1 protein-coding gene and 1 tRNA gene are annotated in these 14768 nt (G+C 57.9%); one reads left to right on the top strand and one right to left on the bottom strand.

Annotated elements, in window-relative coordinates; all coding sequences use genetic code 11:
• Positions 1 to 157: 157 nt before the first annotated feature.
• Positions 158 to 234: transfer RNA gene (locus OM794_RS02355), tRNA-Met, on the top strand.
• Positions 235 to 623: 389 nt separating this feature from the next.
• Here OM794_RS02355 and OM794_RS02350 read toward each other — a convergent pair.
• The gene (locus OM794_RS02350) at positions 624 to 14588 is read right to left on the bottom strand and encodes a carbohydrate-binding protein (RefSeq protein WP_226250060.1); all 13965 of its coding nucleotides are present in this window, start codon (positions 14586 to 14588) and stop codon (positions 624 to 626) included.
• Between the last annotated feature and the right edge of the window lie 180 nt (positions 14589 to 14768).

Here is a 14768-nt window from a genome sequence, read left to right as displayed (position 1 = left end):
GAACAATGCACCAACGTAAGCTTTTTGTTATGGCTATTTAAAGCATAGCTGCACTTACCCCATGTTGCCGTAGGTCATAATCAACGACTATAAGCCAAACGTGTTAACCCCCCTATTGACTTCATCTAAAACTTCTGTAGAATACGCCACACGTTGATGCGGGGTGGAGCAGTCTGGTAGCTCGTCGGGCTCATAACCCGAAGGTCATCGGTTCAAATCCGGTCCCCGCTACCAATACTTTGAAAGGCAGATCAGTAACTTACTGGCCTGCTTTTTTTGTTTTTACTTGTCGGCTAATTTCCTCTAGTACATTAGCTTTCACTACTACCTCAGCTATCTCTTCTGACGCCCCTTCCGCCGACTTTACTCACTTAATACTCTCCCAATTTCGAAAATCATCCGTTTGAGCAGTGCTCACTGGTATGGTTCAGGGCGATGACTACATGCGTAGTTGGCTTCTTGTGCAGCCCATAGAGAAAGGGGGGCCGCCCCGCCGACAGTGGCCAACCAAATTCACTGCGCAAATCAAGCCTGCGATTTCTCGCAGGCTTGATTAACACTTTCTCTTTCTATCTCATCAGCACCGCCTCGCAGACTCTAGCAAGTGCTACATGATTCGAGCATTACATCAAGGCGCCTTGGTCATTTTCCTGCACGCCGCTGATGCTCACATCATCACTCATCGCAACGAGTTCTTCCTCCATGGACGAACCATCGCTCATATCGCTGGCCATGTTCATCATATCCATATTCAGCACACTGGCTGCATTCACATCAGCATCTCGACTGATCTGAAACGAAGCCAGATCTTGAGAGCCACCGTTGAAGGTAAGACGCAACACCTGGATCCCCTCTTCAAGATCCAGCGTCAGCGAAGGTCCGTCCACATAGGTTCCCCAGGCACCAGAGTTTGGCACCGACGCCGGGGCGGACTGTTCGTAAAAGACGCCATCCTGTTCAACCGCAGCAGAGATGGTGCGGCCGTCATTGGGTGACGAGGTCACGAACGACAGGGTGTGGCTGCCAGCTTGTTCGACGTTGATGGTGTATTCCACCCATTCACCCTCATCGACCCAGCCTATCGCCTCGCCCTGCCCAACGATATCGACCCCTTCATCCGGGCGGAAGTCCGATCCAATCTGAACAGCATCGGCGTCGTTGTAGGCAACGTCCTGGCCACCTTCGTCGAACAGAGCCGCATTAAGCGTCAAGCCTTCATCAGCATCCACCACCCATGGAGTGCCGCCTGCATTGAAAGCCTGCTGACCATCACGCGCCAAGCTGAACGAAGCCAGATCCTGCGACCCGCCATTGAAGGTCAATCGCAGCACCTGCTCACCGGTCTCTAACGCTACCTGGGTGGCATCAGTAGGCTGAAAATTGCCCCAGCCACCTGTCGGCGATATCACCACCGGGTCAATCGAGGCGTAGGGAGTACCGTCGCCTTTAGTAAAGGTCGCCGTGATGCTGCGCTGTGCACCGCTGCTATCACCAAGTGCAGACAAGAACGACAGGTCGTAGACCCCAGCCTGCTGGATGTTAAGGGTGTATTCCACCCATTCGCCCTCGTCCACCCAGCCAATGGCGTCACCGTCACCGACGATATCCACGCCATCGCCCGGGCGGAAGTCCGTGCCAATCTGCTCGGCATCGGCATCGTTGTAGGCAACCCCCTGACCACCTTCATCGTAGTTGACAGCGTCGAGTGTGAAGTCACTACCCACCTGCCAGGGGTCACCGTTATCAGTGAACGCCTGCTGAGCGTCGTCGACCGGCGGCGGCTCAACGGGTGCCAGGTTGAACGAGGCCAGATCCATGGGGCCGCCATTGAAGGTCAACCGTAACACCTGCTCACCGGCTTCGAGCGTTACCTGAGTAGTATCGGTCTGGGTGAAGGAGGTCCAGCTTCCCGTTGGGGATACCCCGACCGGTGAGGCCGTCACGTAGGGCGTATCGCCTTTGGCGAAGCTTGCGGTAATCGAGCGTGCGGCCGGGTTGGAGGAAGCCATAGAGGTCAGGAAGTCGAGGTCGTAAACGCCGTCTTCCGCCACATTGATGGTGTATTCCACCCACTCGCCATCCTCGATGAAGCCAATCGCCTGCGAAGGGCTAGAGATGTCCACCGCCTCGTCGGAGCGGAAGGCGTCACCCTGGTGAGCGGCGGTGGTGTCGTTATAGGCGACACCCTGGCCACCGTTGTCATAGAAGCGCGCTTCCAGACTCAAGCCCTCCGCGCCAACCTCCCAGGCAGCCTGGGTGTCATTAAAGGCGCTCTGTCCATCGTTCACCGGTGCTTCAAAGTTCAGGGTGAACGACGCCAGATCCAACTGGCCACCGTTAAAGGTGAGCCTTAGCACCTGCTCGCCCTCTTCCAGTTCAAAGGTCAGTGGACCGACGGTCTGGAAGCTGGTGAAGCTACCGGTGTTAGGCAGACTCTGTACCTGCGCCGGGGTATAGAAGCCACCACCCTGTTCGAAGGCCGCGGTGATGGTCTTGCCATCGGTGACCGCAGACGTGGAGAAGCTAAGCGTATAGGTGCCCGCCGTCTCGACATTCAGGGTGTACTCGACCCACTCGCCATCGGCAATGTAGCCCAGCGCCTCGGTGCCGTTGGAGATATCCACCGCTTCGTCAGCGCGGAAAGCTGCTCCCTGATGCGCAGTAGTCGTGTCGTTATAAGCCACCCCCTGGCCGCCGTTATCATAAAGCTTGGCTTCGAGGGTCAAGCCATCGTTGCCTACGGCCCATGCAGTTTCACTGTCATTGAAGGCGGTCTGGCCCACCGGCTCGGGGTTGTCGAGGAAGTTCGGTACGCCGTCGTTGTCATCGTCGTCGTACAGGTCTACTCGACCGTTTCCGTCAGCATCTTCCGCCCCGGTGGGGTCGTAGGTCTGAACGTTCTCGACCAGGAAGATATTATCGTTGTAGTCGTAGTTAACCCCGGCGTAATCCTGAATCACGATATAGGTGTCCGGGATCACGTTACCGGCAGCATCCTTGGCAATGTAGACGCGGATCAGGTGACCATCGCTCTCGTCCCAATTGAGATTGGTGCCCGGATTGCCGATAGCATCAATGGTGTCCTCATAAAGGTTGGCATCCGGATCCGACCAGGAAATATAGCCCTGGCGACCCGAGATCTCAGCGAAGAAGCCAAACGGCGCATCGCGATCCAGCGTCGTCGTGGTCAACAGATCGCCATTGTTGAGCGTGCGCGGCAGTAGCGTCTGACCATCGGCCTCGTCGTGGGCCAGAATCTCATCGAGATTGCGACTGTCCACATCGTGGATGAACAGCCGGGCCACGTCGCCCTGGGTGTGATACGCCGCCAGTTGGGTGATCTTGATCGGCGATCCACCGTCGGCGCGCTGGAAGTACGGTGACAGAATCTCATCGCCGTTAGCTTCCACTAGCCCGCCCTGGTTCATCTGCCCCTCGGCCACATTGGTGGTATAGCCGAAGGCGTTGATGATTTCCTGAACCAGTGGCTCTTGTCCGCTCTCCGACTGGTTCTGGGCCAAACCGGCGAGTTGAATGACCTTCTCGCCCTCATCAGCATCGCTCGAGTTGATGACCAGGCTTGCCTCGTAAAGGCTGGCATCGTTGGGGTCATCGGCAATGAAGCGCACCGTTACGTCGATAGACTCGCCCGGCTCCAGGCTAATCGCCGCGAACGCCTCCGTCAGCTCGAACAGGGTGGTATCACTGACCTCAATGCTGTTGACATCAAGGGTTTCGAAGCCATCGTTTCTGATCGTAATGGTGACTTCGTCATGCACTTCCTGCGCGGCGTTGACCGGATTCTCGATGCGCGACATCACCAGGCGATCATTGGACGGAATGCCGTCGTTATTGATCACCGTCAGCTCACCCCCGGTTACCGGCGTTACGCCCTCAATGAGGAACATGTTGTCGTTATAGTCGTAGTTGATGCCGGTGTAATCCATGACACCCAGATAAGTATTGGGAATCACGTTACCCTCGGCATCCAGCGCCCGGAACATGCGTACCGTGTAGCCACGCTCGATACCCTCGGCATCGGCCGGCGGCGTGCCGCCCCCCTCAGGATTCAGCGATGGGTCGGTGGAGAGGTTCGCCACCTCGATACCAAACACACCCTGGCCGGCCCAACCGCTAGGAATATCTGCAAGCGAGAAACTCGCGGTAGCGAAATCACCATTTCCTTTAATCGGCAGAAGGCTTTGGTTGTTGTCGCCGGCATGGTTGCTGAAGATGATGTCCTGGTTTTTATTCCCAGGATTGTGAATGCCCAACGTCGCGCCACCATCCCCATGATAAGCCGCCAATTGGGTGATCTTCGCCTCGCTAGCACCGTCAGCCAGCGTCCAGTAGCGCGACAGTACTTCGTCATCGTTGACGGGGCGATAGAGGTCGAAGTCATTGAGTACGGAGTTTTCGCCGCCTCCCACTGTGGTCAGGCCATCAATGCGGTTACCGAAGCCGAAGACTTCCCAGACCTCGTTGACATTGGGTTCCCAACCACCCTCGTCTCGCGCCTGCCAGAAGCCTGCCATGTGAATCTCGGCAATCGGCGAGTCGGCATCGTTGGTCGTCAGACGAATGCGCCCTTCAAACACTCCGTCGCCAGCGTCGTTGGTTGGCGGGGTGTAACTATCACGGTCAAACAGCACCGTCACCTCTAGCGACTCTCCGGCGGTGAGCGTCAAGCCTTCGAAGATGCTCGGATCTTGGAGCACGAATGGGCCATCAATATCGGCATCGAGAATCTCCAATGTCTCGCTTCCGGTGTTAGAAATCGTTACCGTTGCGCTCTCTTTGAAGTCCCGATCAGGGTTCGAGGCGCTATTGTTCTCCAGATAGCTGAAGTGCAGCCGGTCAGAGTAGTAGGCAGCATCGCCGCTTTGGATGGCAATGTCGGCGTTGTCATTTCCCGAGACCGGTGTCACATCAAGATAGTCCAGCTCATCGGCACCATCGGCACTGGAAACCACTCGCAGGTTGTACTCCACGCCCGCCTCAAGCTCGACATAGGTGCCTTCTTCCCCGGCATCCCCCTGGCCCGGATAGGCCAGTACATCCACTGGCTGACCGTTAAGCGTCAGGGTCAGGCCCTGGCCATCGTTGGCACCGGCGTTAGCCGCAAGATCCAGGCGATAAAGGCCATCGGTATCCACCGTAAAGTAGAAATCGGCCGTCAGGTCGTTGATCGTGCGCGCATTGTCGCCACTCTCAAGTTCAATGCGCGCACCGTCGGAGACATCGGCGTACACCGGCATAAAGGTGTCGGTAGGTGCATCTGGAACCCGAAGTAGATCCACATTGGGGCCGTTGGCCTCAGGTGCCGTCACGCTGATGGTGTTGCTGCCCGCTTGCAGGTTGACCAATAGCTCCTGGAAGAACCAGTCGTTTTCCGCCTCATTGCTCTGGCCGACGAAGTTGACCAGCCCTAAGTTAACGCCGTTGATGGTCACTTCCATCGGGCGGTCGGCTTTGCTCGCCGCCAGGGCGTAGCGGAAGCCGATTTCGTAGTTGCCGGTCTCATTGACATCGACGGTCCAGGTAATGGTCTGATCGCCAGTGCCATTGAAGTCGACGAAACCTTCCCCAGAGGCGTTGCGGTCATCAGCGCTTTCCGGCACCACTACAGGGCCATCAAGCAAGGCGTCCTCAGCCTCATACTCGGTGAAGCCTGGCGTAGTATCCGGCGGCGACTGCAGCACTTCAAGCTGGTCAATATTGGGGCCGGTATTATCCGTAGACTGCAGCCGGACGGTGTTTTCTCCCACCACCAGTGACGCCGCCACGTCCTCGGTCAGCCACTCGGCCCAGGCCGCATCGCCAGTCAGCCCTGGAGGAGGACTAAAGTCGAACACCCCGACACTCACGTTATTGACGAATACCTCAAGCGGGCGATCGGCGGCACCACCATTGGCATAGCGCAGCCTCAACACCGACTCCCCGGCTTGGTCGGCATCAAGATTGAAGCTGAAAGTGAGGAAATCGGCATTGGTGGCACCGAAATCTGCATAGCCGCCGGGCACACCGTCATCACCGTTGGTATTGCCATCCAGACCAAAGGCGCCGGGACGCAGGCCGTTAGGTAAGCCAGCTGTGGATTCTGGATTGTCAATGTCACGAATCTGGATTTCCGCGCCCCCCCCCTCGGCGATCGTCACCGCAGTGCCGTCATTGGGGGTGTTATCTTCAGCCTGGATGACCAACAGCGATACCAGATCGTCGCCCGGATCGGGATCGACCGGATCAACGACACCGCCCGGTGCTGGGTCGAGGCGAATGATCTGGCTTTGTCCGTTACCCCGATTCAAGGTCAACAGATATAGCTGGCCGGTCACCGGATTTTCGATAATATCCAGCGGATCGACGTAGCTGATAACGTTACCTTCAGGATCGCGCAGCACATCGTCGCCAATCACGTTGCCGTTGGCATCAAGGGTAATGCTACGCACGTCATCACCGCCTGAGTATTCGGTGAAGAGCAGATTACCCTGCAGATTACCGCCGAAGATACCGCTGGTGTATTCCACCGCGCCGTTGGGTGAACGGTTCTCGCCCAGCGAGTAGACGCCGGAGATATCGTAGTTCCCCTCGGGATTAGTCCCGACCGGGTACCGGTCAACCTGGTTGGGGTCGCTGCCGCCGGTGGGGTTGCCACCGTTCATGATGTACTCGTCGCGCAGCGGGTTGGGGTGACCGTAGTAGCCCCCTTCGACCACCTTGAACAGGTAGTCGTCCTGCTTCTCGACGTTCAGGAAGCGTTCATCCTCCGGTGTCGAGGGGTCGTCCGGCACGTTGCCGCCTGCTGCCGAGCCGTTGGTCGGCACGTACAGGAAGCCATTGGAGTGCCATACCAGGTCGTAGGCATTACGCGCCCCGGTGGCAAAGATGGTCAGCACCGCGTCTTCGGCGTAGGGGTCGTAGTAGCTCTGCAGTACGTTGCCGTCGGCGTCCTGCACGGTGGCCACGCCGCGTTCGTCAAACACCAGAAACTCGCCGTTGCCCATGGGGATAGGATCATCCTTGGGATGGCCGTCCGGGTCATCGAAGCGGGTGTTCTGGCCATTGTCGGGCACCGGTTCGGTGGAGACATCAAAGCCCCCGGGAGGCGCATCGCGGGTCGGGTCGATCTCCATGACCGCGGCATTCAGCAAACGCTCGGGGCGGTTGCCCCAGGCACTATCCGGTTCGCCCATGGCCGAGTTGGAGCCCTGAATCAAATACAGCAGATGCGTCGGCACGTCGGGATTGGTGGCCGCGTCGTAGTCGGGATTGGCGCGGAACTCGAGGCTGTTGGTCACGTGGTCGCCATTGGAGCGTGGCAGCCCGCTAATGTAGGGCTCTGCAGTACCCGAGAACTCATTGCCACCATCCAGCGTAATCTTGGTAATGCGTCCGCTGAACTCCGGCACACCGTTATCGCGCCCGTTGAGCGGGATCGGGTAGTTGTCGGTAATCCACAGTACGTTCGGGTCGGTGGGATCGACCGTCAGGCCGATGATACCCCGCCGATCGTTGCCGCTTTCGGCGCCGGGCTCGAAGAAGTAGTCGCTGGGTAACGAAAGCTCCTGGCGGTTGATTAGCGACCCGTCGCTTGGATCGATGTCGAAGCGCAAAATCTGCCCACCGATAGTCGCCACATACATGGTCGAACCGTCGGAGGTAATCTCCAGCGACGTGAAACCGAAGGCGTTATCCGCAGCGCCGTTGAGTTCGACCACATCGTTGAAGGCCACATCGCGGGCAACGACTTCCGGCTCCTCTCCGGTAACGAAGGTGTTGGTGTACTTCTGGAACTCGCGAGTCGGCGCATCGGCATCGTCGTTGGGGCCGCGATCCTGGAAGCCATCGATCACCAGCGTATAGCTGGTAAACGGCTTGAGCATCTGGCTGGGCGAGATGGTCAGTGAATCAAAGCCGCCGGTCGTATTAACGTTGAACGAGACCTCTTCACCGGTAACCGTTTCGAACAGCTTCACCGAGCCGTCGTTTAGGCTTTCCAGCAAGGCACCGCCACGCCCATCGACCACCGAAATACCCACGAAGATATCCGAGGTCGGATCAACACCGGTGGGGACAGCGCCATCTTCGCCGTCGAGATCAACCTCCACTTCATTCTCCCCGACGCCAGCAATAGCACGGGCATCGGTGAAGAAAGCATAGTCCTGCGGCGCTTCACGATCATCATCCGGGGTCAGGTCGGGAAGCGACTGGATCTCAATGTACTGAATCTCAGTATTCTCGTTATCGAGACCCAGTGAATCCAGCGTCAGACGACCGTCGCTCACCTGTACGATGCGAGTGACCAGGTCGGAGCGCACGCCCTCGGTATCGTCGCCCGGATTGCTGTCCGCCGGGAAGTCGTCAGGGCGAAACGGGGTGAAGGGGTCGTTGAACAGCTCGCCTTCGGCATTCAGCACGTTGCGGCTGTCGTAGGGCCCAGAGGTATCGCCAATCGAAATGGTCACCTCGTAGTAGCCGTCTTCCAGCTCTATTTCCCAGCCTGCGCGCACATAATCGCTTCCAGGCTGGTCGAAGTGGGCGTAGGTGCCCTGGCGAGGATCGAGCCCGGCAATATCATCGGTGCGGTCATTGACCGCCACGTTGGTAAGGCTCGAAATATCCAGTGGAATGGTACCGGGCTCGTCATCGTAGATCGATGCCTCGGTGACCCAGCCATATTGGTAGGTCTGGCCGTCGATGGTTACCGACTGAGTGCCGAAGGCTTTGCCGTTGTCGGCAATATAGCCTTCCGGTATCGCTACATCGTCGGGTTGGAAGTTGATCTTGACCGAGAAGCGGTCAACCGGTTCCACCACATCCGGCGGCTCGACACCGTCCCGCGTGACGCTCAGGCTATCGATGTTGGGGCCTGCATTGCCCATGTTCTCAAGCCGGATCGTATTGCTGCCCGCCTCAAGCTCAACTTCGATAGTGGCTTCTTGCCAGTTCAACCAGCCAGCGTTGCCTTCACCCGTGATGGGGAAGGCCATTTCACCCTGGGACTCGCCGCCCACCAGAATATTCATGGGCCGATCAGCACCGTCTCCACCGCCATTGGTGTAGCGCACGCTCAGGGTATAGGTGCCCGCCTCTTCGACATTCACGTCAAAAAAGGCCGCATCACCGGCTTCGCCACCCATGTCCAGATAGCCAGTGCCAGTATAGCCATCCCATAGCCCATCGGGGCCCGCCGCTTCGTTTGTTTCAGGATTGCTGGCGTCACGCACTACTGTATCGGGAGTAGGCTCATCATCGTCGATCGACAACGCCTCGCCCTGAATCTCGAAGGTGAACGGCGCTGGGGTCGTATCACCATCATCGAAGCTGAACACGACCTGATCGATGTTGGGGCCGTTGTTCGTACCACCGTTAGCCACCGTGGGGATGGTCAGCGTGAAGGTATTGGCCCCCTCTTCAAAGGTGACCTGCACCTCCTGCTCCAACCATTCATCCCAGGGGTCGTTGACGCCATCGTCCGGCGCGTTGGCAAAAGGCACCTGCGGTTGCGCACTGCCATTGACCGTCAGGTCGAGCGGCCGAGGTGTGGCGGCGCCGTTAGCATAACGAATCGTCGCCGTGTAGGTACCCGCTGCGGGTGCGTCGATATTGAACGTGATCTGATCGCCCGCGTCGGTGCCGAAGTCCAGGTAGGCGTCGCCGACCGCGCCCTCCCGGAAGTTGCCGAAGTCATCGGGATTGTCGGCATCCACCACACGCGTGACGGCCCCCTGGCCGGTGCCACCGACATCGGTGACGCTCGCCTCCTCGCCTTGCAGGGTGATCGGCGCCAAGGGGTCTTCGTCGACGTCATTCACGGTCACTTCCAGCGTCTGGACGTCGGTCAGATCGCCGTCGGTAACGGTGACCTCTACTTCATAAACGCCATCTTCATCGTCATCCACCGGAAGCTCGAAGTCACGAGCACTGGTGAAACTCAGTACCCCGGTCGCCGCATCGATAGTGAACAGCGGTGCATCAATGCCGCCGGTGATGGCAAATACCGGTGCGTTAAGGCCGCTGGTAGCACCCTCTTCGTCAACCACCGAAATCGCACCGACTTCGGTCAGGTTCTCATCAATGGAGTATGTGGTCTGATCGATGACGATACTTTCGTTAATATCCGCCACCGTAATCAGGGTGTCCTGCGAGACGCTGTCTTCACCGTCGGAGACGGTTACGGTCAACTCGTATACGCCGTCTTCATTGCTGTCGGCGGCCAGCTCGGCGTCCGGCGGGTTGACGAACGCAAGCTCCCCGCTCACCTCATCGTAAGTAAATAGCGCTGCGTCGGCACCGGATAGCGTGACGGTCAGGCTGTCACCATCGGTATCGTCGATCACCAGGTTAGCCACGGCTGAGCTGTTTTCGTCGATGCTAACGTCGGTAGAGAGGCCTGCAAGCGTCGGTGCCGAGTTAACCGGCTCATCGATTCGCTCGAACGTCAGCGAATCGATGCGCATTTGTTCGCCACCGGCGCCGCGAAGCTCAAGGCTTGCCAGATCACCGGCGGTCACCTCAAAGGGCGTTTCGAAGACGATCTCCTTGCGGTTACCGCTCTGCCCCGCATTCCCCCTTGGCCCGCTGCCCACGATGGTGCCAAAGTTGTCGTTGAGCACCACATCGGAACTTAGGCTATCACTTGCACTATTGCGCGCCTGCAGCACGGTATCGCCAATGGTGAGCGTCAATGCACCTTCACCATCGTTTTCATCAAACACATACAGCCGCGCCACGTACCAGCCAGGCTCGACACCACCGGCGGCCAAGTCGGTGCCGATGGTGGCGGGCTCGTTACTAGTCAGCCGGATCAGCTGTTCATTGGACGCGCTCGCACTGCCGGTCACGATCAAGTTGGCGGCATCCAAATCGGTGAAATTTTCCGCCTCAATGGTGATGGCATCCCCTACTTGTGTGCCCTCAATTACAAAGCTCAGCGTTTGGGTAGCTGAAAGGCCAGACGGATCGGTGGCGCGAATCACTACGTCGAAAGTGCCCCCTTGGCTGGGAATACCCTGGATAATGCCGTCTACCACCTCAAGACCGACGGGCAAATCCTCGGCGGAGAGCGTTAGGGTGTCGCCGTCAGGGTCAGAGAACAGCGTGGCGAAGTCCGCAAGCGGAATCTGGATGAAGCTCTCACCCACTTCGCCGAAGTAAGGTTCAAGCGCAACAGGCTCGGCGACTGGCGCATCGTTGACGTTGTCGACCGTCAGCATGAAGTCGGTCGAGGTGCTGGCGGTACCGTCATCAGCGGTCACCGAAACGGTGTAGTCGCCGGGGGCTAGTCCTTCGAGACTGCCGCTCAACACTTGATCTGAGACACTCAGGCCGTCCACGATGACTTCTTGACCATCGCCGTCGGTCACCACGAAGCTGTAGCTCAGGGCATCGCCATCATCATCGACGAAGGGCAAATCAATCTCGATGTTGGCGCCTTCATCAAGGCTGATATCGGCGATGCCGCCGCCGACAACGCGCGGCGCGCTGTTGGTATCCACACCCTCGTCTTCGGAAAGGCTCACGGTGCTGAAGCTCGTGCTGCCCTTGGCTCCCACATCATCGTCGTTCACAAACACTAACGAGTCGATAGTTGTGCCAGCGTGCGCTGACAGATCAATGGTGAAACGGAAAGTGCCATCGCCATTATCGACACCCTGGCCGCGCAGATCGACAAAACCGCCCTGAGTCTGGGTACCACCAAGCTGATAGACGCTATTACCGCCGTTGAAGGGGTTATCGTCGTTATCAAAGCCAATTGCGACGATTTCGGGAACTGGTGACTCTGAAATCGCCACATCCAGCGTCAGCAGCGTCTGATTGGTAATGGTATAGCTGCTCGGCAACTCGGCCCGCTTCCAAACGTTATCGGTTAGTGAAAGTGTGTCACCGTCGTCTTCCACTGCCGCGCCGGTACCGCTTGCCGGGTTGTCCTGAGTCTCGTTATAGGGAGTAATAGAAGCTTCATCAAAGACCACATCGAGAGTAACCGGCCCAGATGCTGCGGCGAGCGTCACCGTATCCTGCACGCTGGCTTCGTTACCGGCCGCGTCGGTGACAATCAGCGTTACCGTTACATCGCCTGAACCCTGGCCGCTAAGGTCAATCATCAGGCTATCACCATCGCTGGTGACAGATTGACGCGTCGCGCCGCCATCAAAGCTGACTTCAAGGGTCGAGTCGGCGTCGATACCCGCCACACCGAATACGACCGTAGCACTGTCGTCAGTGGCGATTTCGGCATCCGGGCCCTCAAGGGCTAGGTCACCATCTTCATCGGCGGTGGTATCCAGGGTAAGGTCGAGTGACTGCTCGACGCGGTTACCAAAGGCGTCCATAGCGATCAGGGTAGCCGTGAGATCGCCATCGACGCGTCCTGACAGGTCTAGGGTGAAGCTGCCATCCGGATTGGGTGCTACCTCCTCGACGGTAACGCCGCCATCAAAGCTTATCCCCACAGAGGCAATGTCTTCATCGAGCCCGGTCACACTAAAACCAGCCTCGCCAACGGCAGCGCCGTTGATCACGCTATTGTCAGCGCTGAACACCAGCGGCGTTTCATCGGCATCTGCCTGAACATCGCCGACCGGGCCGGTGCCCGCGGTCGTGACCTCAAGGCGATCAAGGTTCGGTCCGCTTCCAGCACCTTCGGGAATGCTTAGAACGATCGTATTGTCGCCCGCAACGAGTTCGGTCGTCAGGCTTTGATAGGCCCACACATCGAAGCCTTCCGGCGCTTCGTTAGTCGCATTGGGATCCGTGGAGGCAAAGGCCTGCTGCGCCAGCGGCGAACCGTTGACGGCAAGGCTCATCGGACGGTCGCCGCTGCTGGCATAGCGGAAGTTCAGATCATAGCTGCCGGCTTCGGCGACATTGACCGTAAAGGTCAGGCTATCGCCCGGCGCGCTACCGTAGTCGACATAGCCGGTACCGGAATAATCAGGACGAAGTCCTTGAAAACTTGTCCCGCTTTCGGGGTTCTCGGCGTCGCGCACCAAGGTGCCTGCGTCATTACCAGCCCCGAGTTCGGCGTCTTCAGCCTGCACCACGATGGCATCGATCACAGGCGTCGTGGGGTCGACTGGGTCTGCCGCCAATAGCGCCACCTCGAACTTATCGATATTGGGGCCGTTGGCGGCGCCGCCAAGGCGTAGGGTGTTGCTGCCCGCGGCGAGGGAGATTTCAATGGTTTCAGTGGACCAGCCTTCCCATTCGGTTTGTCGAGTCGGGTTATTAGTGCTGGGGCCCGCCGGCTGGTTAGCCGTGGGTACATCGCTGACGTCATCGGGGTAGTAGTTTGGCTCAGCTGTCGGGGCGAAATTGAACGTACCTAGCGGTGTCAAAACACCCTCGTCTACCAAGGAGAGGCCCAGCGGACGCGCAGAGCTGGTCGCATAGGTCACCGTCACGCTGTAAGTGCCCGCAGTGGCGACATCCAGGGTGAACTCGCCATAGGCATTGGCATTGTTGAATGCCCAGTCGAGGTAGCTTGCGCCCTCGGCGCCCACACGGAAGGTTTCCAACCCATTGGTAAAATCAGCGATGTTATCGACGGTTACCACGCGGTTGGTCGCACCGTTTTCGTTGTCGGCCACTGGCGAAAGCACGAGCTCTTCCGCCTGAATAACGTACACATCAGGATCCGGTGCGCGGACTTCCAGGTAGTCGACATTAGGGCCGCTAGCGCCGTTAGAGGTGAAGGTTACCGTGTTCTCACCCGCCTCGAGCTGTACGCGAATGGTACGTTCACCGTAGTCACTGAAGTCGGTTGAAGTGCTCGTCAGGGTGGTACTGGGCAGATCGAACATGCGATCTACTAACTGGTCGTTGACGTCCAGCCGTAGGGGCCGGTTTCGATCGCTGCCATCATCGTTTTGACTAAGCGCATAGCCCAGCGCCAGTTCGTACTCACCCGCCTCTTCAACGCTGAACGTGAACGTCAGTGTTTCCCCACCATTAACACCGTCGCCATAGTCCACATAAGCTTGCCCATCGGCATTGAGCGCATTCGGCTGGCTAACAGGGTCATCGACCACGTTAATACCGGAGCCTGCAATAACCGCCGAGACACCATCGCTGTCGTCAGCATCTTCTGCCTGAATCCGAATCGGAGTAAAGGTATCTGCTATCAGCGCCTGAACCGCAAAACCACTGTCAGCTTGTGGAAGCATCGGATCATCGACGAGCGCAGCACTCTTAGTCTCAAGAGACGCTTCCTCTCTTGGCTCTGGAAGCGTCTCTTGAGACGTATCACTCTCTGGCACCACATCTAAATCAATCGTCATGCCTGAATTGGGTAGCACACTGCCGGACTCATCCATCGCTTCAATGCGCATCTTAAGCCTTCCCAACGCTGGCATAGGCAAGTTTTCGAAAACGAAGGGGCGTTCGAAACTCTCAAATACCGAGACTTCATTACGCGCATCTTCCCACGCCAAGCGTATGGCCTTGATAGACGACTCCCACGGGCTGGGATGTGGAACTACGTGTAACTGATGGTCATGAAACGTATCTCTACCCCAGCGCCCGCCTTCATGAACGGTTCCCAGTAAAGACTTCGCCTGACCGGAAACAAATGACATTGAAAACATGGTCCACCTCACGGTTTTCATTAGAATTTTGCAAACGCACCAGCGCGTGCGCCTGGGAGTAACCACCAACCTTTGTTACAACGATTGTTACAATATTCTCTTCCAACACCGCTTTGCAGGCAGCCTTAAACCGCTGACAAACCGGAGCGACACTTCGTGAGTCTAATCGAGCTTTTGGGG

The sequence above is a fragment of the Halomonas sp. BDJS001 genome (genome assembly GCF_026104355.1).
GTDB lineage: Bacteria > Pseudomonadota > Gammaproteobacteria > Pseudomonadales > Halomonadaceae > Vreelandella.
Note: the sequence above shows the minus strand (reverse complement) of the source record. Positions and strands in the feature narration are given on the sequence as shown.

What these genes read in the sequence shown, in the direction of transcription:
- OM794_RS02350 (WP_226250060.1), bottom strand. Translation starts at nt 14,588, where the DNA reads ATGTTTTCAATGTCATTTGTTTCCGGTCAGGCGAAGTCTTTACTGGGA.